Genomic DNA, 20,518 nt, shown 5'->3' on the forward strand with positions numbered 1-20,518 from the left:
GGGGGGCAGCGAGCGGGCGGCTGGCGCCGCCGCTCTGACGGCCCGCTGGCGCGGGCCTCGCGGCCCTGGCGGGCCGCTGCGTGGCTGGGTCATGCGGGGCCGTCGCGTGCTCTGCGGGGCTGGGCGCGCGTGGTGCGTCGGGTGCTGGTCGGCAGGTGTCGAGGTGCCCGGGCAGGCGTCGAGCGGCCGCGGTCGCGGCCGCGGTGGTCGGGTTGTGGGGGCAGCGGTACGGATCAGGGAGGGAGGGTTCCTGATCGGGCTGAGGACGACCCGGATACCTCGGGGCCGGCTCGTGGGGGCACCGCACCGCCCCCAGGCTCTCAGAACGGCGCACAGCGCCTCCCAGAGGCTCCCCCGGCCCCCGCCACGGCACTCCCCCGCCTGCTGCGCACGCACCCGGCCCCACACCCCGCCCACGAGCACCCCGCCCACGAGCACCCCGCCACCGCCACCGCCCACCACGCACCCCCCGGCACGGACCCACCACACCCGCCGCCGAGCAGCTCCCCGCGCTCGCGCAGCGCGCCCCTGGCATCCTGCGCCCGGGCCCGCCACGACGCCCGCGCCCGACCCCCGCACGACCCCACCCACCCCCGAAAAAAGCTTGCAAAATTCAAGCACCATTCACCCCAAAAAAGCATGAAAAAAGCAAGCACAATTCACCCCACTAGTCCCCACCCCACAGGAATGTCCGTGGCCCCCGCCAGACTGTAACCGTCAGATCCACAACAACCGCACGACGACAGAAGAGAGACAGCATGGGTATGGATGTGTACGGGAAGAAGCCGAAGAACGAGGCGGGCAAGTACTTCCGCAACAACGTCTGGTGGTGGCATCCGCTGGCGGACTACATCATCGAGCAGCACCCGGATCTCGCGGCAGGGTGCGAGTACTGGCACAGCAACGATGGCGGCGGGCTGAATGCCCGGAAGGCCGTCAAGCTCGCCGACGCCCTGGACGCCGATCTGGAGTCCGGGAAGGTGGCGATCTATGCCGTGGAGTATGCCGCGGCGGTGGCCGCTCTGCCTCGCGAGGAGTGCTCCCTGTGCGCCGGTACGGGCGTTCGCACCGATGAGGTCGGCGTGCAGTACGGCTACGACAAGCCGCGGGATCCGGAGACGGGTCGCGGCGGGTGCAACGGGTGCTCGGGGATCGGGACGCGGGATCCGTGGGCGGCGTCGTACCCGTTCGATGTGGACAACGTGCGCGAGTTCGCGACGTTCGTCCGCGCGTCGGGTGGCTTCGAAATCTGGTGACCACTGAGGGGCCGTCGCGAGTTTCGCGGCGGCCCCGACCCCAATGTCGGAGGCCCCTGACAGACTGTAAGTGTCAGATCCATAACAGAAGGGCCGCGATCATGCCGACCACCCCGAACGCTCCGGAATTCATCCCCTCCGCGCCCTTCGAGCGCGTGAACCTGGCCGACTACTACGCCGACCGCTACGGGCTGGAGTTCGCCGCCCTGGTCCGCGTGGACGACTACGCCGCCGAGAACAACCTCTGAGGAGACACCGCCATGACCACCACGCTTCCCACCATCCAGCGTCAGAGCAACCCGCTCCTGACCGTCATGCGCGCCGCAGGGCGCGCGGGCGTCGCCGTGCTCCTGCGCGGCAAGCCCGGCATCGGCAAGTCCGCGCTCATGACGGCGCTGGCCGACGCCGAGGGGCTGCCGATGGAAACGGTGATCGCGTCCCTGCGCGAGCCCGCAGATTTCGCGGGGCTCCCCGTCGTCCAGGACGGGGGCGTTGACCTCGCTCCCCCGTCGTGGGCGTCCCGCCTGGCCGCGGCCGAGAACGGCGGCTACCTGTTCCTGGACGAACTGACCACCGCCCCGCCCGCCGTCCAGGCCGCGGCCCTGCGCGTCGTCCTGGATCGCGTCGTGGGCGACCTCACCCTGCCCCACGGCGTGCGCATCGTCGCCGCGGCGAACCCGCCCGAGCAGGCCGCTGACGGCTGGGACCTCGCCGCCCCGCTCGCCAACCGGTTCCTGCACATCGACCACGAACCGAGCACGGACGACTGGATCGACGGCATGATCACCGGCTTCACCCTCCCCGCCTCGGGCCGGGTGCTGGACTACAACCCGGTCCTGCGCGCCGCGGCGCGCGCCGAGGTCGCCGCGTTCATCCGCACCCGCCCCGACCTGCTGCACGTCCTGCCCGAGGACGACGCCGCGACGGGCCGCGCCTGGCCCTCCAACCGCACCTGGACGATGACCGCCGACGTGCTCGCCTTCCTCGACCCCGGCGACACCCCCGCCGCGCTCCTGGCCGTCACCGGCCTGGTCGGTGAGGGACCGGCAACCGAGTTCATCACCTGGCGAGCGATGCAGGATCTCCCCGACCCCGCCGACGTGCTCGCCAACCCCGAGTCCGTCGCCTGGGCCGACCTTGAGCCGTCCCGCGCCTGGGCGATCCTCACCGGCGTCACCGCCTACGCGACCGCCGACCGCACCAAGGGCGGCTGGATCGACGCCTGGAAGCCCCTCGCCGTCGCCGCCACCGCGGGCCTGCAGGACGTGGCCGCGGCCAACGCCCGCGCCCTGCTCAACACCCGCCCCACCAACACCAACCCCCCGGCGAGCGCACGCGCGTTCCTGTCGATCCTCAGCGACGCCGGGCTGATCCCCACGGAGGCCGCAGCATGAACCCGCAGATCCGACCCCTGACCGGCGACGAGCGCCGTGCGCTCGCCGCGGCGCGCCTGGTCGCGGTGGAGTCCGCGCCGTACTTCGCGCACGCCGTGTTCACGGTGCGCCCGCTCGCCGCGGTCGGGCTGGGAACGTTCGCCGTCGATCAGCACTGGCGGCTTTACGTCGATCCCGCGATGCTCGCGGAGTGGGGGCCGCAGACGGCGGGCGCGGTGCTGGTGCACGAGGTCAATCACCTGATCCGCGGGCACGCCGAGCGCGCCGCGGCGCTGCCCGGCCCGGTCGATCACAAGCGATGGAACATCGCCGCCGACGCCGCGATCAACGACGACCTGATCGCCGCGGGGCTGCCGCTGCCGGAATGGGTCGTCACGCCCGCCGCACTCGGGCTGCCGGAACAGGGCGTCGAGGAGTCCTACTACGCCGCGCTCACCCCGCCGACGCCGCCGCCCGCCTCCGGCGCACCGGGACCGGAGCAGGGCGCCGGAGGCACGGGCCAGAGCGCGGACGCCGAGGACGACGGCGAAGGGTGCGGATCCGGAGCCGGCGATCCCCGCCCCGCATGGGAACCATCCGCCGCCGACCCGAACATGCCCGGACTGGACGACGCGCAGGTCAAGATCACCCGCCACAAGGTCGCACAGGACGTCCAGAACGCCGTTACCCGCTCACGCGGCACAATTCCTGCTGGGATCCGCCGCTGGGCCGCAGACGAGCTCACAGCGCCCACGGTGCCGTGGCGGAAGGTGCTCGCCGGGATGGTGCGCCGGATCTCCGCCCTCACCGCAGGCCGGATCACCTACACCTACACCCGCCCCGGACGCCGCCAGATCCCCGGCATCATCACCCCCGCCATGCGCGCCCCACGCGTCACCGCCGCCGTCGTCGTCGACACATCCGGGAGCATGAGCGCCGACGACCTCGCCGCCGCGCTCGCCGAGGTGCAGGGCGTCGTCAAGGCGATCGGCGGATCCGTGAAGGTGATCGCGTGCGATGCCCATGCGGCGAGCGTGCGCACGGTGCGGTCGGCGCGGGACGTGCAGCTGATCGGTGGCGGCGGTACGGACATGCGGATCGGGATCGCGGCGGCAGAGGCGCTGCGCCCCGCGCCGGATGTCGTGGTCGTTACGACGGACGGGTTCACGCCGTGGCCGGATCGTCCGACCCGGGCACAGCTGGTGGCGGTGCTCACCCGCCCGGACGCGGCGGCGCAGGTGCCGTCCTGGGCGAAGGTGTTGGTCGTATGAACAGCTGACTTGGATCATCCTTCGACGGGAGCCGGGATGATTCTTTGGCCGTCAGGCAGAATTACTGGCCCTTCATCGCTACTGGTCGCGCCATCAATCTGGATTCTCGTCATCGACCTGATTTCTGCACCGTCCAGGATGATTGAAGCTGCAACATCGACCTTGGTACCCCTAAACGAAACAACACTATCCTCGCTAATTTTCACTCGGCGCAGAAGGATCAGACCGCGGGTGCCAACTTTTAGCCTTGCGAATGACAAATAGCCATCTACAGCCCCTTGGCCGATGCGAATTCCACCATCATCAATAACTGTGGAAGCGTCGAACTCGACCGCGCCTCTTCTGACGATCTTTATGTCATCCAACGAGATCGTTGCACTATTTCGGATCTTCGCACCATGAAAGCTAACTCGACCATGGCCCGAAACTGTGGCGAGCGAAAACAATACCAACGACGAATCAGTGATGTCCGCGCGTCGAAAAGAAACACTGCTGTACTCATCACCGATCGTTACTCCAACGAAATTGACGCGGCCCCCGCTAATCACCGCTTCGTCAAGAGACACGTGGCTTTTAACATGAGCACCGCTGAAGGAGACGATCCCTTTTTCGCCAATCTTCGCACCCTTGAGTGAAACCGGAACATCTATCGTGGCGCCGCTCAAGTCGATTTCCCTGTTGCCCCATTCGCCGTTCTTCAAATGTGAGCCGATGATATCGAACCCAGTCTGACGAACTGCCCTTTCGTTCGCTGTATTTGCTTGGTTGTCTGGGGATGGCGCCTTGAGGTAGCCGCATAGAACGTTGATACATACTTGAGCCTCGTCGGCCCGCCCAAAAGCGGTCCAGTCGTCTGCGAGAGCGCCGATAGCGTATAGCGCCGCAGTTCGTTTTATTGAGCTCTGATCGCTCAGCAGGTTTACAGTTGTAACGAACCTTGCGCGAAATTCACGTTCCGCGTCTGTGCGGCGTTGATCCTCCCATTCGCTTCGCCTAGCTGACTCCTTAGCTCGGTCATCTCCTAGGCGTTCGCGATCCCGGCGTTGAGTCTCAAGTTCTTCCCGATGTCGAGCGACACTGAGTGTTACGCCGACAACGGCAATAACGCCACCCAGCCCAATCAGCACGAGTTGAGCTGCAACTCCGATGAGCTTTGCTCTGTCCGCCTCCGAACTGCCTGGCAGCCAGTTCGACAGAAGCGCCTCGGGGATTAGGAATAGCGAAAGACTGCCAACTACAACGTAAGCACCGGCTGCAACGACAAGAGCACGGTTGAACCGTTTTGACCACCATCCGTCCCGAGCCGGGGGTTCTGGCTGCTCCCTCTGATCAGTGTCTTCTGCGACCATGACGCGATCATCGCAGGTCGAGTGATGCTGAATGAAGATCTTGAGGCGATGATCCATCGCAGAGTTGACTGCCGTTCCGGGAGTGCCAGACGGAGACGAGCGTCGGTTGCTGGCCGCCTGGCGGGCCCCGAGAGTTCGGAGCGGGGTCGGAGAGCCCCCGGGACGGAGCATCTGGGCGGGTTTGGCTTCCTCTCGCCGCAATGTCGGTGGCCCCTGCCAGACTGTAAATGTCAGATCCACAGAACACATTTCGGAGGGCATCATGGGACTGAGGGAACAGATCATCACAGAGATGGAAGCCGCTGGGGAAACGCCGCGGCCCTCGGTCGTCCGGATCCTGGAACGCCTCCGCGTCCGGGAACTCGACCCGGCCACCGAAGAGGCACAGCGTATCCGCGCCGACATTGCCGAGGACGAAGCGATCAAGGCCGAGGCGCTGGACCGTTGGTTCAAGGGCCGCGGCTACGGCCTCCCGATGCCGAAGGTCGCGACCCTGGTCAGCGAGATCCGCGCCGAGCGTCGCACGGCGGTCGCCGCGTGACCGGCACGGGCGGCCACCACGACCCGCTCGCCGCGCTCGCTGAGCGCGGCTGCACCGCGGCGGGCACCACCCTCGGCGCCGTCCTCGCAGACCTCCACACCGGCACACCCGACCCGACCACCCCGCCCGCGATCCGCGCCGGATGGGACGCCCTCGACACCCCGATCCCCCACCCCCCGACGGAGCAGCCATGAGCCTCGCCCAATTCACCCTCGGCGCACGCCTTCGCGCAGAGCACACCCGCCGCCCCGTCCCCGCCGCCGAGTACTCCCCCGCGATCCCCCCGACTGGCGGCATCGCCGCCACCATCACCACCGACGCCGCCCACCTCTACCTGACCGCCACCGACGGCACCACCACCCGCACCGGCACCGACCGCACCGCCCTCGACGCGCTCGCCGCCTACGGGATCGGCATGACCGAGCAGCGCCGCCCCCTCATCGTCGCAACCACCGCCGACCTTGCCGCCCTCACCGACCTCGCCCACGCCCACCGCGACCACCCCGCCTCCCGCGTCATCGCCTGGTGGGATCAGCGCGCCGACCACCCCGGCACCGACGCGGTCCACATCGTCACCGACACCGCCCGCCTCCGCTGGATCCTCGGCGTCCACCCCGACGCCGAGCGCACCCCCGACACCTGGGCGCACTGGCTCAACATCACCACCACCGGCCCCCAGCAGCTCCTCGACCTCGCCACTGCCACCACCCGCGGCCCGCTCCTGCCCGGCCTGCTCCACGCCAGCATCCTCGACACCGCCTCCTGGACCCGCCACCAGAACCGCACCACCGCAGGCCGCCCCTGGTGGCTCCCCGACACCCGCATCGACGCCGCCCTCGGCCTCCTCGCCCGCAGCCACGCCACCGAATGGTATGAATCCCTCCGCCTCGACGACCCCCGCGTCGCGCTCGCCGCATCGCACAACGGGTCGGTCGTGCCTGCCGTCGTCACCGCCCACGACGAAACGGTCGTGGAACTCATGGCGGATCGTCCGCTGTCCCGGCTTCGCGCCGGGACGAAGGTCGCCGCGTGGCGCGGCGACCCGATCAACGCCGGAACCACGGACTGCCTCACGGGAACGATCGACGCCACAAGCATCGACCATGACGCGCACCTGCGCATCACCATCGCGGAGGTACCGCGGCGAGCGCAGATCGCGCCCGGTGACCGTGTGACGCTGCGCCCCGCCCGCGTGGATCCGAACATGCAGAGCAATGCCCGCTCGCTGGCCGCGATGGGCTACCGGCGCGGATCGAATTGGATCGCCGGACGCGGCAAGCCCGCCACGCGCCGCGGCAACGTTCCCCTCGACGTGATCGTCGCCGCCGCGGATGGGTGACCGCGCGCGGGCGTGGGGTGAAGCGAGTTATTCCTGCCGGTCGCCGTTGGCCTTTTGGGCCGCCCTAAGCAGCTGGTAGTAACGCTCGCGGGTGATCCCCGCTGCGGCCGCGACGACGGTGACCGGCAGGCGGTCCTCGTTGACGGCGTCCACCATGAGTCCGAGCCGGCGCGACTCGAGAGCGCCGAGCTCGAGTCGCATCCGCTCGATTGCTTCGGTTGCCCCGCGGATCGTGTCGAGCGTTTCCTCACCGTCGATCGCGACCGACACGCGGCCCCGCGCTCGGTGCACGGGCCGCGGCTTCCCGAACCGTTCGAGTAGCTGTACATCATCGTCGTGCGCTGCGTCGAAGATCTCGCCGGGGGCGACCCTCGTCATTCGAGAGATGATCCGCTTCGCTGCCGCCAGTTCCTCGGCGGTGACGGTGCGGTCGGTGGCTTTCTGCCAGGCATCGTCGAGCTCGGCGTTCGGCGTGCCCAGAGCGAGCATGACCATGCGGAAATCGGGAGTAACTGTCATACCCCAACTGTAAACCCCCCTTCTCAGTCTGTAAAGGGGTATTCACATCCGATGTCTTACGGGGCGACGCCGCGGGGCCGCTTCCCGCTTGCGGCCAGGTAACTCTCCACGTCGAAGTCCTGCAGCGGCCACGCGTAGTGGGCGCGGGACGGATGCCGCGGGTGCCCGCTCTTGGTCAGGTCCCCGATCGACGTCCAACTGCAACCCGCCCAACGCGCAACGGACACGATCCCGGCCAGCATCTGCAGCAGGTAGGGGCGCGTAGCGATCGTCTCTCCCCACGCGGCGAGCAACGAGAGCCGGCGGCCGTCGAGGAACTCTGCGATGTGCCGTTCGTTCTCCGCCTGCAGCCCCGCATCGAACACGGCGTGCATGCCCGTGGGGTCTGTGGAGCGCTGCGGGTAGAGGTTCAGCATGACCCAGCTGTCGAACCCGTTGCGCGAGGCGAAACCCGCCAGCTTGCTGACGGTGTGATCGGCCGCACCCGGCTCCGCGGTGCTCGGATTCACACCCACGCACACGAGCGGATTCACCCCGACCGTTCCCAACACGAACCGGGCCGAGTTATCCGCACTGCGCCGGTAAATCCACCCGTCCGCCATCATGCCTCCTCGGCTCACACCGTACTGGCTCGCGCTCGCCACATCCGCCCCGCTGGAATGTCGGACCCCCCTGGCAGACTGTAAGTGTCAGATCCATAACAGGAATGAGGACTTCATGCGCAAGGCTCCCGCCCTCCCGAATCGCCCCTCGGCGGTGCCCCCGACTACCCCGGCACCGGTACCCGCCGCGGCGACGGAGCACCTGCGGAACCCCACGCTCGCGCAGGCCCTGTTCTCGGTGTGGAGCGGGGACGCCGCGGTCGTGATCGACTCCCCTCCCGGTGCGGGCAAGACGCACCTGATCACCGTCCTCGCCCATCAGCTGCAGGGTCGCGCCGGGATGACCGTGGCGATCGCCGCGCAGACCCGCGCACAGGCCGTGGACGTCGCCAACCGCACCGCAGCGACCGGCACCCCCACCGTGTTCCTGAACGACACCGACAAGACCCGCCCCCAGGGCCTCGACGAGCAGATCCCCGTCACCAGCGCGAAGCACCTGCGCACCGGATCCGGCGTGATCGTCGCGACCACCGCCCGCTGGCTCTGGACTCCCAAGAACCGCGTCGCGCACTTCGACGCCCTCCTGATCGATGAGGCGTACCAGTTGACTTTCAGCGACCTCGGCGCGCTCGGCGCCATGGCAGACCAGTTCGTCCTGGTCGGCGACCCCGGCCAGATCTCCCCCGTCGTCACCGGATCCACGCGCCGCTGGGCACACAACCCCCTCGGCCCCCACGTGCCAGCCCCCCATGCCCTGATCGCCGCGCACGGCGACGATATCGCCCGCCTCCGCCTCCCCCAGACCTGGCGATTCGGACCCGACACCGCAGACCTGCTCGCCCCGCTCTACCCAGACCTGCCCTTCACCTCCGCACGCCCGCCGCGCCACATCGCACAGGACGGCAACCGCCTGCCCGAATACCGCGCAATCCCAGTGCCCGCCACCGGAGGCACCGCCGACCCCCGCGCAATTCAGACCGCCACCGACACCATCCGCACCCTGCTAACCGCCACCCTCCACACGACCGACGGCACCGCCCCATTGCGCGCCGACGACCTCGCCCTGATCGTCCCCCACGTCGAACAAGCCGCGCTCGCCGTGGCGCACCTCGCGGATCTGCCGGACGTGTTCGTCGGGACGATCAATCAGGCGCAGGGGTTGCAGCGCGAGGCTGTCGTCGCGGTGCATCCGATGCTGGGGCACGACGTGGACGAGGCGTTCGCACTCGATCTTGGGCGGCTGTGCGTTGCGCTCTCCCGTCACCGTGCGCACGTGACCGTGGTCACGGATCAGGCCTCCCCCGATCTACTCGCCGCTGCCGTTCGTGAGCACCCGGAGCGTGGCTCGCTCGCCGCACAGGCGGCGATCCTGGAGCGCCTGCTGAGCGCGACCCGTCTGGCCGCTTAGCTCGACAGCAGATCCCCCCTACGCTGATCGCATGAGCGCGCATGAGTCGAACCCCGCCGGGCGGCTGTGGCTGTATTTCCGTCACGTGTGCGGGGGCTCACCCAACCAGGCCGTCTTGCAGTTCGCGGCGCCCTATTTCGGCCTGCCGGCGGAGTACAGCGCCGCGTATCTGAGCGCCGTCACGCAGCTGGTCTCACTCCCCGATGAGATGGAGGCTCAGGTCGCTCTGCTTGAGGATCCGTCAGCGCCCAAGACCGTTCTTCTGCGCGCACTCACCCCGGTGCGCAATGTGTTCCGCTCGGATCCTCTGGGCGCGCAAGCGGTTCAGGGCATCCTCGGTGAGATCACCCCAGGCGTGCTGGCGGACCTCGAACATGCCAGCTATGCCCTCATGACGCTCAAGGGCCTGAACCCCGCAATCGATGAGGACACGCTTGCGAAGATCCGCGCGCTCGCCGAGGAGATCGTCAAGCTCGCAGCCGAAGACGAGTCCCTCGCCCCCGAGACCAGAGCCGCGTTCATCCGCTTCGGGCACCGGATCATGGAGGCCGCGGACCTCTACAAGGTCGGTGGGGCGCAGCCTCTCGTCGACGAGCTCGACCGCTTCCATCATGAGTGCCGGCGCATGCCGATGCCGGAGCAGCGCTCCCCAGTCTGGGAGCGGATTATGGCGCTGACCGGTGCCGTGGTGACCGCGGTGGGTCTGTTCACGGCGCCGGCAGACCTCGGGCACGCGATCGCGGAGTACAGCGCGGTGTTCGAAATGCCGATGCTTACCGAGGCTCCCGGTCCCGACGCTGCGCCTGACGCGATCATCGACGCCGAGCTCGAGGAAGATCCCGAGCCCGAATCCGCCTGACCCCTGGCAGACCGCGCCCGTCAGCCAGCGACGACCGAGGCAACGCCGGCCCGACCTCCTGCGGCGAGCGCAGGCCCGCCGCAGGCCATGAGCATCAGCTGGCTGCCTGCTCCGCCGTGATGCGTTCGAGCACTCGACGCCAGGTGAGACCCGCTTGATCCCAATGGGCGACGACCTGGTCGCTGTCGACGGCCCCGCTCGCGAACGGCGTGCCGATGATCTGGACACGCTCCCTCGCATACTGCTCGCACGCATCCCGGAGCTCACGCGTGGCGGCTTCAGAAACCAAGTCCGGCTGAATGCCGTCGAATGGTAGCCACGGCCGCACAATGGCGCCCGGGTGCAGCTCCGTAGCGCGCTGCTGCGCCCGCGTCACGTACTCGGTGCGCTGCTTGCCTTCCTCGCGCTCCCACACCCGACGGAACTCCTCCTCGGCATCATCGAACGTCGCCACCGCCGGATGCGTATCTGCGAGATCCGCGATGTCGCCGTTGACCCGCTCGGGGTCGTCTACGATCCGGCCGAGCAGCGTCATCGGCTCGACATCGATGCCCTGCCCGACGCTGAACACCCAGCTCGTGAACGACTCGATGAACGACTCCGCCTCCGAGTGCGCTGACGGATCCAGCGTTCCGGCCGCGCCCTTGATCACGTCGGCGTCGCGCAGCTCCCAGATCGCGAGTCCAAGGGCGCGGATCGCAGCAGCCTCCTGAAGGGCGAGCTGCTCCTCGCGCAGCACACCCACATCGATCCCATCCGACGTCACCATCGGCGCGTCCTCCGGCGCTCGCCGCAGCAGGAGCACCGGTGCGGCACCGGTCGGATCGAGGGTCATTTGCCGTCGCCGTCCACGTCGGTGAGGCCCGCCCGAAAGATGCTCTCTTGCACTTCCAGCAGCTGTGCTTTCACGGGAGCCCTCTCCGCTGCGACCTCTCTGGCCAGGCGATACCGAGCTTCCCACGCGTCTTCATTGATCTGGAGTTTGCCGTTACGGGCAAGGAGCAGCAGGATCCCGTCGCGTACGAGGGCGGAGGTGTTGAAGTCGGTCTCCTCCTTGAGCTCGGCGAGCAGCCTGAATTCGTCTGCGCTGATGCTGCCCTTCACGACTGGCGAGGGCCCGGGCTCGGCGCCGACACGAGGGCGGCCGCGGCGGATGGGCGCGCCCGCCCCGCCGCTGTCGTTCGGTGTGGTCATGCGATCACCATACAGAAATCTGGCCCAAATATCTGGTCTTGATTTTCCGATGGGGGCATGTCATCATGTAAATGTCAGATCCATAGTTCAGATTGGGAGTCGTGATGAACACCACCACCCGGGCCGCCGAACTCATCGCCTACCGCGTCCGCAAGGGCGCCAACCCCACCGAGTCCGCCGCACTGCTCGACGAGCTCGCGATCGCGCACACCGGCTACAACCTCGCCCACGCCCTGCAGTACAACGGGTTCGCCTCCGTCGCCCGCTGCGAGCAGGCCGCCCACAACCTCGAGATCGAGCGCGTCGACGAGCACGTTGCTACCGTCGCTGAAGCCCTCCCGTTCCCCGTTGAACTCGAGGCAGACATGGGCGACCTCAGCGTCCTGCAGATCGACCTCGGCTGCCGCACCGACGACGAGGACGACCCGCACGACCGCGCAGGCATCGACCCCCACGAGCCCCGCGCCACCTGGTGGATCGAAATCTCCGGCGGCAACGACTTCGAAGACTCCCACCTGCCGGCAACCACCCCGCCAGCCCTCATCGCCCAGTGGATCACCGCACGCGCGACCCACCTCGGCTGCCCGGCTGCTCAAGCACCGCAGCTGCTCACCGCGTAAGCACCCCGGGAGCCCGGCCGGCGGCAACACCCCGGGCCCCCAGGAACCAACCACTGGAGACACCATGTCGAACACCACACCCCGTACCCGAATCCGCATCGTCATCGACGACGCCGATCACCCCTTCAACCCCACCGCGCCCTACCAGCTCAACGTCTACCCCGACTCCCCCGACGGCACCCAGAACCGATACCCCACCAACCCTGGCGGCCGCGCCATCATCGGCGACAACATCCCCAACATGCTCACCGCGCTCGCCGCGGCCTGGCAGGCGGATCCGATCGAAGAGGACGGTGAGGAGCCGTGAACACGGTCACCACGCGGATGGTCTACATCGGGCGTCGCCTGGTCGCAGGTCAGCAGCTGACGTACTGGCACCAGGAGATCAGCCTGGACGGCACTCTCGGGGCTGCCAAGGGTGCCGTCCAGCCGTTCCAGGCGGGCACCCCGGTCGGAGCCGTGCTCGAGGTGCGCCAGCCCGAGGGCGAGCCGTCGAAGGTCTACTACACGGGTCTGATGGCTCCGCGCGTGGTCGACGCGTGGAAGGATCCGGCGGACGTCGCGCAGTGGCGTGCTCGCGACCTCGCCGACGCTCAGGCCGCCGCGACGGCGCGGCGAGCGCGGGACGAGCTCGCCGCGCTTCCCGACGCGTTCGAGCAGGCCCTGGAGATCTTGAGGGAGCACTTCAGCGTGCTGCCGGTCATGCAACGCGCTGCCCTTTTGCCACTCGTGCAGGCGCGGATCCTCGGCTCGGACAGCTGAGAATGGAGAGGTCGGGAATAATCACGGTGGGCGCGGTGCGACGGCGCTCCGGAGGAGGAGGGAAGCGGTGAGCGCATCGATCGACAGCTCCCGCGCCGCGCGGATTGCCGAGCTGCTCGACGCCATCACGGCGACCCGCCCCGGCACCACCACCACCTGGGTCGTCGACGACGTAACGGTCACCGTCTACGGCCAGCGCCGATACGAGCTCGAAGTCCCCACCCCGTGGGCACAGATCACCGTGAACGATCGCCTCGTCGTCGTGCGAACTTGGGAGCAGCTGCTTGATCAGGTTGCCGCCGCACGCCGCCCACCGCGAATGATCGTTTCCGGGGAAGGTGTCATTCCCCTATGATCTGAGGCGTTGCCGCTGGATTGTGCTCGCTCGGCAGCCGATTTGGACTTGCTGGGGAAAGGGTTCATCGTGTCGCGACTCATTGGTAACGCCGCCATCGGCCTCGTGTTGTTGAGCGCTCTGGGCCTCACCGGCTGCGCGAGTGTTCAGAACGAAGCGCAACCATCTAAGAGTGCGCCCGCTTCCCCGGCCGCCCAAACGCCCGTTCCAAGCCCAACGCCATCCCCCATCGAAACTCAGCTTTTCCCTCCCCTGGACGGAAACATCCAGGTCGAATCGGGCATCGAACAGGGATACTCCCTTCATTTCGAAGTCTCTGTCACCAGCCTCCCGGGATATGTCACATCTCAACCCGCCCAGCAGCTCGGCACGACCCAGGTTTCGTGGACAGGGGCGTCGGGGACGGTGATGGTGACCAACACGACGCCTAGCCGCGCGTTCACGCTCGACGCCTACGATCACCTGGCACTTTTCGGGCTGTATCCGTCTAGCAGTGCTGTATGCGTCTTGCAGTCTTCGGTGAAGGTCGACACCGCTTGCCTGGCCCCCCTGGGTAACGCAATCCTGGGCATGGGAAAGGTCACGCTCGATGCCGGAAGTGTGACGACGGTCCCACTCGGGAACGTGAGCACCGCCCCTACTGGTGGGTCAACGGGCCCAATGACGCAAAGCGTCCCTGACAATCAGGCGGCCGCTGTTTCGGATGCGCTGAAGACCGAAGCTACTGGTCTCGTCGCTCTTTGGGTGAACGGCGAGGGTATGACCCAAGGAGCCAATACCAAGGCGTGCCGGAACGAGGCGTTGAACACTGCCTACACGAGCGGCACGGGCATTAGTTCCATCGTCGTGGCCGCATCGTCAGAAGCGGCTCTTGGTGCGGTCTGTCCCTGATTTTGAGCGCTCCTGAGCGCCGCGGTGTGGCATTTACCCACCTGGTGCAGGCTACGCGCTCACGGGTCGGATGAGCTGCGGCCCGTCGTTTTTCAGGCCGAACGGTGCCACCTGGTCGATGCGCAGCGCTTCGGCCTGCGCGACGCCGGCCCGCACGGCCTCGTCGACGAGCGCTTGATCGCCTGTCACGGTGGGGTCGAGCCAGTGCGACCACAGCTCCTCGGGCAGGATCACGGGGTTTCGGTCGTGGATGCCCTCAAGGGTGTGCACGGCGTCGGATGTCAGGATCGTTGCTGTGAGGATCCAGCGGTCGGGATCCTCGTCGTCCTTCGTGTGGTCGCGCCACCACGAGTAGAGGCCGGCGAGGCCGAGCACGGCGCCGTCCGGGCTGCTCATGAACCACGGGGTCTTGGAGCCCCGCTCCCCCGTCCACTCGTAGAACCCGGTCGCCGGCACGATCGCCCGGTGCGACTTCACAGGGCCGCGCCAGGTCGGCTTGTCCATGATCCCCTCGGTTCGGGCGTTGAACGTCGGGATCTTGAGTTTGAGCGTCTTCGACCATCCGGGCACGAGTGACCACCGAGCCCGCTCTAAGCGCAGCTCGCCCGTCTTCGCAGAGTCGAGCAGGATCGGGATCTGCTCGGTGGGCTTGATGTTGTACGCGGCCGCCCAGTCCGGGGACCACTCGGCCGGCCGCCGGCCGGTGCGCTCGACGAATTCGGTGATGCTCTCGTTGACCGAATCAGCGACTGCGAAGCGCCCACACATAGCGGCAGGCTAACCCCGCCCTCCCCCGTTCAGCCCCAATCGTTCGAAACCGCCCACCACGCGCACAGAACAGCCCCCAGAACGCTCTCGCTCGATCGACGCGTCCAATTGGATGTGCAGGCAGGTTGGACGCTCAGTCGGCGTTGTAGATAGAGACGGCCGCCTCGGGGATCCGGTCTCTGCCGGACACGGTGTAGCCGTCCACCCGCACCCAGATGCGGATCTCGTCTGCGCGATATGTCCCAGATAACGTGTGGATGTGGCCAAAACCCTGTCGATGAATGAGATCCGCTCGCGCGCTGCGCACTTCGCACGCGACTGGAAGGACGAACCCGGCGACGAGCGGCAGCAGGCCCAATCGTTCGTCCGAGATCTGCTCGGCGTCTACGGGATCACCGAGACCCGCGCAGCGTTCTACGAGAAGCGAGTCAAGCGCTCATCGACAGGAGCGCGCGGCTACATCGACGCACTGATTCCCGGCCTGGCTCTGATCGAGATGAAGTCGGCCGGCAAGGATCTCGCGGCCGCCGAGCAGCAGGCACTCGATTACATCGACGATCTCCCCGATCCTGAGGTGCCCCGATGGGTGATCACGAGCGACTTCCGCCGCTTCCGGCTCCTGGATCTGCGCTCTGAGACCGGAACGGCGCCGACCGAGTTCGAGATCAGCGAGCTGCGGGAGCAGGCAGACAAGCTTGCCTTCCTGGCCGGCTACGGAGAGCGGACGTTCGGCTCGAAGGCACAAGAATCGGCGTCGATCAAGGCTGCGAAGCTGATGGCGTCGCTGTACGAGGCGCTCGAGGGATCCGGGTACGACGATCACGAGGCCAGCGTGTTCCTCGTGCGCACGCTGTTCGCTCTCTACGCCGACGATGCGGGGCTCTGGGACCGGGATCTGTTCCTCGAGTTCCTCGAGACCCGCACGGCGGAGGACGGCTCAGATCTCGGCCCGGAGCTATCGCTGCTGTACCAGGTGATGGGCCGTGAGCCCGGCCGCCGGCAGTCGAACCTCGACGAGCTGATCGCCCGCTTCCCCTACGTCAACGGTGGCGTCTTCGAAGAGCCGCTCTCCATCCCGTCGTTTGACGCAGGCATGCGCAAGCGCCTCACAGACGCGGCCATGTTCAACTGGTCGGCGATCTCGCCGGCGATCTTCGGCAGCCTCTTCCAGGCAGTCAAGGACAAGACCGCACGCCGTGAGCTCGGCGAGCACTACACGACCGAGACCAACATCATGAAGGTCATCGGGCCGATGTTCCTCGACGAGCTCCGCCAGCGATTCACCGACGGGTATCACGACACCGCCAAGCTCAAGAAGCTTCGCTCGGACATGAGCCGGATGCGGTTCCTCGACCCGGCGTGCGGGTGTGGGAACTTCCTCGTGGTCGGCTACCGCCAGATGCGCGCATTGGACCTCGAGGTGCTGCTGCGGATCCAGGAGCTGTCTGGCGAGACAGCCCGGACGATGTTCTTCACCGAGGAGCACCTCGCAGTGAAGCTGTCCAGCTTCCACGGCATCGAGCTCGAGGAATGGCCGGCGCAGATCGCGGCGACCGCGCTGCACCTGGTGGAGCATCAGGCGAACCAGGCGATGGAGCTGGCGCTCGGCGCCGCGCCCGACTCGCTGCCGCTCGACAAGATCAAGAGCATCGTCGTCGGGAACGCGCTGCGGATCGACTGGGCGGACGTCGTCGAGCCGAGCGCGGATCTCTACGTCATGGGCAACCCTCCGTTCATCGGGCACAAGACCAAAGCCGCGGCGCAGCGGGACGACCTGCGCGTGGTCTGGGGGGCGCAGTTCGACGGATACCTGGACTACGTGACCGGGTGGTTCAAGAAGGCCGCCGACTTCCTGGGCGACCGCGGCGGGCACTTCGCCTTCGTGTCGACCAACTCGATCGTTCAGGGGCAACCGGTCCCGGCACTGTTCCGGCCGCTCATCAGCGCGGGCTGGCGCGTCGCCTTCGCGCACCGGACATTCGCCTGGACTTCGGAGGCCCCGAGCGCCGCCGCAGTGCATTGCGTGGTGACCGGCTTCGATCGGATCACCAAGGGCCGGCCGGCGGTCCTGTTCGACTACGACGAGCCGCGCGGCGAGCCGCACCGGGTGCCCGTCACCGAACAGATCAACGGCTACCTGCACGACGCGCCCAACGTCTACGTCGACACCCGAGAGAAGCCGCTCGCAGATCTGCCAGTGGCGTCATTCGGCACCATGCCAGCAGACGGAGGGAACCTGCTGCTCGACGAGGACGCACATGCGATCGCCATCGGCGATCCCATCGCTGCGAAGTACGTCAGGCCTTTCCTCGGCGCGAAGGAGCTCGTGCAGGGCAAGTCGCGGTGGTGCCTGTGGCTTGAGGATCTCGACCCGTCGGATCTGCGTCACTCAGCGTTCCTCCGCGAGCGGGTCGAAGGTTGCCGAGAGTGGAGGTCCGCCCAGACCCCCACCGGCGACGCCTACAAGCTGCGTCTCACCCCGCACCTGTTCCGCCCCAACTCGAAGCGACCGACAAGCAACTACGTGTGCGTGCCCCGGCACGTCTCCGAGGCGCGCAGCTTCTTCCCCGTGGCGTACCTCGAGCCCGAGTCCATCAGCGGCGACGCGAACTTCACGATCGCGGATCCCGAAGGACTGGCGTTCGCGGCGCTGTCCTCCTCCGCTTTCCTCGCATGGCAGAAGGCCGTGGGCGGGCGCATCAAATCCGATCTCCGGTTCTCAAGCACACTCACATGGAACACCTTCCCGCTGCCCACACTGAGCGATGAGCAGCGAGCTGCGATCATCGCCGGCGGGCAGGCCGTGCTGGACGCCCGCGCGTTGCACCCCGAACGCTCCCTCGCCGATCACTACAACCCGCTGGCCATGGCCCCAGATCTGCTGCGCGCCCATCGTCAGCTCGACGCGGCGATCGACAAGACGCTGGGGCTGCGCGGCACGGCTACCGAAGATTCGAGGCTGCGCGCACTGTTCACGAACTATCAGCAGCTCATCACAGCCGGCGAGCTGGCGATGCCCGCAAAGCCCACCAGGCAACGGCGGGCGAGAGCCGCATCGTGAGCGCACCGACGAACGGCTGGCCCTACGCGACCGTCCTCGTCGACGGAGAGATCACTGTCGACGAGGACGGCGAGAACCAGACATGCGAGTGCGGTAACGACTCCCAGACAGAGAACTGGTGCCATGCGACCAGCGACGGCCGCCTGTCGTGGATGACGGATGGCTCTTCTGACCCGTCAGAGTTCGCGGTGTGCCCTGTCTGCGGACGGGTGTACCCCAACGCCGCACTGTTCGCCGCTCAGGGCAACACCGCTGCCGCGATCGCCCGCTACGACACACTCGACCCCGCCTTCATCAAAGACCTCACCCAGTACAACCACGACGCATACGGCGACCCGCTCTAGAACTCCCCCGGATGTGTGAACGGCCCCGGGCAAGCCGGTCGATGAGCCCCAGGGGGACAAAGCGTCCCGACATGACTCGAGATCTTCGCGGAGCCGCTCAGTAACGTTGGAGCATGAGCCGCGACCTTCTCTTGGCCCAGGAGGCACTACCTGTCGAGACGATTCCGCAGCGCTTCGAGGCGTTCATCTGGTTCCTTCGGCGGCGCCCAACAGCGCCCCTCACAATCCTGACCAGCGCCACGCTTTTCGCACCCTTCATCGCGCTGAGCTCCGCCTCGTCGAGCATGCACGCCAGCTGGCCAGCCATGGTACTGCTCGCACTCGCCGCGGTGGTCTCGTCCTGGGTGGCGGTGATCGTGGTGCTCGGTTTGGCGTACTTCGGGATCGCTGCGCACCCGTCGGTGACCAGGTGGGCGACGAAGGACGCGCGGATTGGAATTTGGGTCCGACAGCAGGGGAAGAAGCCCGGATGGTACGCGGCTGAGCACGTTGCCCGCCCTGGTGCGGCGGGGGCCGGCCGCGGAATCCGGCTGCTGCTCAGCGACGCGCTGCAGGACCTCGGAGACCGTCAGGGCGTCACCCTGTACGCCGCGCACTCCGCCAGCGCCACCACCCGGGCCATCGGGAACGCTGCCTGCTCACCCTTGCTCACCGCGGGCCGGCCGAAGTGCTCCGCGTTGCCCGGCGTGTCGGCGACGTCCAGGCAGGTCCCGTCGATCGCGACCAGACGCCGCCCGGCCAGGAACGCGCCTACTGCGAGGACATCCCAGGCTTGCGCGTCGTGCGCAGGACGCGCTGGGGACGAATCGACCTTGAGCGGCCGCCACGCGGCGAGTGGCCGTCGCCTGACGCTGGCTAGGCGCTGACGCCGTTGATGAGCTGCAGGGCGGTCGTGGCGATGCCCCAGGCTGCGTAGCCGGCGATGGGGAGCATGAGCAGCCATTCTCGGACGGAGCCTGCGTTCCCGAGAATCGGGATCGCGAGGTAGCCATTTCGCTTCCAGATTGAGCGGAGCACCGGTGTGCGGGTGATCGGCTTGGGCGGGCGGGGGTTGAGCGGCCACAGCAGCGGAATGCCTTCGGTGGTCAGAGCGTCCCCGATGAGGTGGACGGCGAAGCCGAGGCCGATACACACCGGGAGCCAGGTGAACTCGGCGGGCGCCCAGAGCGCGACGAGTACGGCCGCGGCGGTGCCGAGCGCCCATGCGGCCGGCCACGATCGGACGAGGGTGAGCACCCTCGTCGCGAAGGTCACGCAGGCCATGACGGCGATCGCGGATCCGAGCTGGATCGGGTGGTCCCAGCCGGTGGGCGTCCAACGCAGGGTGCTCAGTGCGATGGTCGCGGCGAGGATCCCGATGACGGCGAGCAGGGAGTGCATTCCGTGTCGATGCCCGCCCGAGATCCTCTCGACTGTGCCGGCGGTGACGCGGCCGAGGACGGGGACCGAGTGGGCGATGGTCGCGTCGTGATGGTCTGCGTCCGGCAGGAGCGCCGCGCCGGCGCACACCATCGCTCCGAGCACGACTCCCACGGGTGTCACCGGGTAGAGGTGCAGGGCGGGCAGGGTGGTCGCGGTGATCGCGACCCATGCCGCGGCGCCGGTCACGGCGTGCGAGGTACCCATCATGATCGAGGCGGACTTCCTGCTCGAGGTGGGCTACTGGCGGCGCTGCCGCTTGCCACCCCAGAATGACCTGACGGCCATGGTGACCGCCTCGTCCTTCGTGAGGCGATCGCCGCGCGCCGCGGCTTCCGCGCGGGCCTGATCGATCAGCTCGATCACATCCGGGGGCAGCCGGTACGACGCCGGCCTCTTGTCGACGCGCTGCACGTTGTAGGGGCCGCGCTTCTTCCCCGCCTGCGGGGACTTCTTGGGTGCCTCCGTGATGTCGGGATGCGGGTCGACCGGGTCGATGCCGTCGTCCGCGGCGGGGCGAGGCGCGCGCTTGAGGGATGCGGGGCGGGCGAGCTTGTCGTCGCCGCCGGCAGCGTTAGCCATGGCTG

Annotated in this window: 24 protein-coding genes and 1 pseudogene; 16 read left to right on the plus strand and 9 right to left on the minus strand. The window is 67.8% G+C overall.

Translation table 11 applies throughout. The features are described from left to right. The first annotated feature begins 758 nt into the window (after positions 1-758). The 4 genes from ACYQ1L_RS00005 to ACYQ1L_RS00020 all read left to right on the plus strand — a co-directional run bounded on the left by ACYQ1L_RS00005 (position 759) and on the right by ACYQ1L_RS00020 (position 3,900). Positions 759-1,256, plus strand: coding sequence for a hypothetical protein (locus ACYQ1L_RS00005; protein WP_460002096.1), 498 nt, complete (start codon positions 759-761; stop codon positions 1,254-1,256). Between the two features lie 101 nt (positions 1,257-1,357). Next, on the plus strand, positions 1,358-1,504 hold the full coding sequence (locus ACYQ1L_RS00010; protein ID WP_460002098.1) for a hypothetical protein: 147 nt from the start codon (positions 1,358-1,360) through the stop codon (positions 1,502-1,504). A gap of 12 nt (positions 1,505-1,516) precedes the next feature. Continuing rightward, a complete protein-coding gene (locus tag ACYQ1L_RS00015; RefSeq protein WP_460002100.1) occupies positions 1,517-2,650 on the plus strand; it encodes an ATP-binding protein in 1,134 nt (377 codons plus the stop codon). Further along, entirely contained in the window at positions 2,647-3,900 is a 1,254-nt protein-coding gene (locus ACYQ1L_RS00020) for a vWA domain-containing protein (protein WP_460002102.1), read from the plus strand. Before ACYQ1L_RS00015 ends, ACYQ1L_RS00020 begins: the two co-directional genes overlap by 4 nt. Before the next feature lie 14 nt (positions 3,901-3,914). On the opposite strand, the gene ACYQ1L_RS00025 is transcribed toward ACYQ1L_RS00020, so the two are convergent. Beyond that, positions 3,915-5,249 carry a hypothetical protein gene (locus tag ACYQ1L_RS00025; RefSeq protein ID WP_460002104.1) on the minus strand — a complete coding sequence of 445 codons (1,335 nt, stop codon included), beginning with the start codon at positions 5,247-5,249 and terminating at the stop codon, positions 3,915-3,917. Between the two features lie 262 nt (positions 5,250-5,511). Between ACYQ1L_RS00025 and ACYQ1L_RS00030 the strand changes: the two genes are divergently transcribed. Genes ACYQ1L_RS00030 through ACYQ1L_RS00040 form a run of 3 tightly spaced genes read left to right on the plus strand, consistent with a single transcriptional unit; the run spans position 5,512 to position 7,129 of the window. Beyond that, positions 5,512-5,790: a hypothetical protein gene (locus ACYQ1L_RS00030; RefSeq protein WP_460002105.1), complete on the plus strand. Its 279-nt coding sequence runs from the start codon at positions 5,512-5,514 to the stop codon at positions 5,788-5,790. Further along, positions 5,787-5,984, plus strand: coding sequence for a hypothetical protein (locus tag ACYQ1L_RS00035; protein WP_460002106.1), 198 nt, complete (start codon positions 5,787-5,789; stop codon positions 5,982-5,984). Before ACYQ1L_RS00030 ends, ACYQ1L_RS00035 begins: the two co-directional genes overlap by 4 nt. After that, on the plus strand, positions 5,981-7,129 hold the full coding sequence (locus ACYQ1L_RS00040; protein ID WP_460002107.1) for a hypothetical protein: 1,149 nt from the start codon (positions 5,981-5,983) through the stop codon (positions 7,127-7,129). The genes ACYQ1L_RS00035 and ACYQ1L_RS00040 overlap by 4 nt, the downstream gene beginning before the upstream one ends. A 27-nt stretch (positions 7,130-7,156) precedes the next feature. Here the strand turns inward: ACYQ1L_RS00040 and ACYQ1L_RS00045 are convergent, their stop codons facing one another. Then, on the minus strand, positions 7,157-7,648 hold the full coding sequence (locus ACYQ1L_RS00045) for a hypothetical protein (protein WP_460002108.1): 492 nt from the start codon (positions 7,646-7,648) through the stop codon (positions 7,157-7,159). A 56-nt stretch (positions 7,649-7,704) separates the two neighbouring features. Next, on the minus strand, positions 7,705-8,253 hold the full coding sequence (locus tag ACYQ1L_RS00050) for a DUF1643 domain-containing protein (RefSeq protein WP_460002110.1): 549 nt from the start codon (positions 8,251-8,253) through the stop codon (positions 7,705-7,707). Between the two features lie 112 nt (positions 8,254-8,365). Between ACYQ1L_RS00050 and ACYQ1L_RS00055 the strand changes: the two genes are divergently transcribed. Both ACYQ1L_RS00055 and ACYQ1L_RS00060 read left to right on the plus strand, forming a co-directional pair. Further along, positions 8,366-9,658: an AAA family ATPase gene (locus tag ACYQ1L_RS00055; RefSeq protein WP_460002112.1), complete on the plus strand. Its 1,293-nt coding sequence runs from the start codon at positions 8,366-8,368 to the stop codon at positions 9,656-9,658. A gap of 31 nt (positions 9,659-9,689) precedes the next feature. After that, positions 9,690-10,517, plus strand: a complete 828-nt coding sequence (locus ACYQ1L_RS00060) for a hypothetical protein (RefSeq protein WP_460002113.1) — start codon at positions 9,690-9,692, stop codon at positions 10,515-10,517. Positions 10,518-10,611: 94 nt separating this feature from the next. Here ACYQ1L_RS00060 and ACYQ1L_RS00065 read toward each other — a convergent pair whose 3' ends face one another. Together ACYQ1L_RS00065 and ACYQ1L_RS00070 are read right to left on the minus strand one after the other, a co-directional pair. Further along, the gene (locus ACYQ1L_RS00065; RefSeq protein ID WP_460002114.1) at positions 10,612-11,352 is read right to left on the minus strand and encodes a hypothetical protein; all 741 of its coding nucleotides are present in this window, start codon (positions 11,350-11,352) and stop codon (positions 10,612-10,614) included. After that, positions 11,349-11,711, minus strand: a complete 363-nt coding sequence (locus ACYQ1L_RS00070) for a hypothetical protein (RefSeq protein ID WP_460002115.1) — start codon at positions 11,709-11,711, stop codon at positions 11,349-11,351. The genes ACYQ1L_RS00065 and ACYQ1L_RS00070 overlap by 4 nt, the downstream gene beginning before the upstream one ends. 104 nt (positions 11,712-11,815) lie before the next feature. Between ACYQ1L_RS00070 and ACYQ1L_RS00075 the strand changes: the two genes are divergently transcribed. The 5 genes from ACYQ1L_RS00075 (at position 11,816) to ACYQ1L_RS00095 (ending at position 14,339) form a co-directional block, all read left to right on the plus strand. Next, positions 11,816-12,331 carry a hypothetical protein gene (locus ACYQ1L_RS00075; protein WP_460002116.1) on the plus strand — a complete coding sequence of 172 codons (516 nt, stop codon included), beginning with the start codon at positions 11,816-11,818 and terminating at the stop codon, positions 12,329-12,331. Between the two features lie 64 nt (positions 12,332-12,395). Continuing rightward, positions 12,396-12,638 (plus strand): hypothetical protein, encoded by a 243-nt coding sequence (locus tag ACYQ1L_RS00080; RefSeq protein ID WP_460002117.1) that lies wholly within the window; start codon positions 12,396-12,398, stop codon positions 12,636-12,638. Beyond that, positions 12,635-13,093, plus strand: a complete 459-nt coding sequence (locus ACYQ1L_RS00085; RefSeq protein ID WP_460002118.1) for a hypothetical protein — start codon at positions 12,635-12,637, stop codon at positions 13,091-13,093. Before ACYQ1L_RS00080 ends, ACYQ1L_RS00085 begins: the two co-directional genes overlap by 4 nt. Positions 13,094-13,160: 67 nt before the next feature. Continuing rightward, the gene (locus ACYQ1L_RS00090) at positions 13,161-13,448 is read left to right on the plus strand and encodes a hypothetical protein (RefSeq protein ID WP_460002119.1); all 288 of its coding nucleotides are present in this window, start codon (positions 13,161-13,163) and stop codon (positions 13,446-13,448) included. Positions 13,449-13,517: 69 nt separating this feature from the next. Further along, positions 13,518-14,339: a hypothetical protein gene (locus tag ACYQ1L_RS00095; protein WP_460002121.1), complete on the plus strand. Its 822-nt coding sequence runs from the start codon at positions 13,518-13,520 to the stop codon at positions 14,337-14,339. Between the two features lie 51 nt (positions 14,340-14,390). On the opposite strand, the gene ACYQ1L_RS00100 is transcribed toward ACYQ1L_RS00095, so the two are convergent. Continuing rightward, positions 14,391-15,107 carry an SOS response-associated peptidase gene (locus ACYQ1L_RS00100; protein WP_460002122.1) on the minus strand — a complete coding sequence of 239 codons (717 nt, stop codon included), beginning with the start codon at positions 15,105-15,107 and terminating at the stop codon, positions 14,391-14,393. A 259-nt stretch (positions 15,108-15,366) separates the two neighbouring features. On the opposite strand from ACYQ1L_RS00100, the gene ACYQ1L_RS00105 reads away from it, so the two are divergent. Then, positions 15,367-18,168, plus strand: coding sequence for a DNA methyltransferase (locus tag ACYQ1L_RS00105; protein WP_460002124.1), 2,802 nt, complete (start codon positions 15,367-15,369; stop codon positions 18,166-18,168). Next, on the plus strand, positions 18,165-18,512 hold the full coding sequence (locus ACYQ1L_RS00110; protein ID WP_345189062.1) for a hypothetical protein: 348 nt from the start codon (positions 18,165-18,167) through the stop codon (positions 18,510-18,512). Before ACYQ1L_RS00105 ends, ACYQ1L_RS00110 begins: the two co-directional genes overlap by 4 nt. A 577-nt stretch (positions 18,513-19,089) precedes the next feature. Here ACYQ1L_RS00110 and ACYQ1L_RS00115 read toward each other — a convergent pair. The 3 genes and pseudogenes from ACYQ1L_RS00115 to ACYQ1L_RS00125 all read right to left on the minus strand — a co-directional run. Continuing rightward, positions 19,090-19,263: pseudogene (locus ACYQ1L_RS00115) on the minus strand (IS4 family transposase); the annotation flags it as partial. A 104-nt stretch (positions 19,264-19,367) separates the two neighbouring features. Continuing rightward, on the minus strand, positions 19,368-20,138 hold the full coding sequence (locus ACYQ1L_RS00120) for a metal-dependent hydrolase (RefSeq protein WP_460002126.1): 771 nt from the start codon (positions 20,136-20,138) through the stop codon (positions 19,368-19,370). Positions 20,139-20,171: 33 nt separating this feature from the next. Continuing rightward, positions 20,172-20,513: a hypothetical protein gene (locus tag ACYQ1L_RS00125; protein ID WP_460002127.1), complete on the minus strand. Its 342-nt coding sequence runs from the start codon at positions 20,511-20,513 to the stop codon at positions 20,172-20,174. Positions 20,514-20,518: the final 5 nt, after the last annotated feature.

This window comes from Microbacterium xylanilyticum (genome assembly GCF_054654695.1).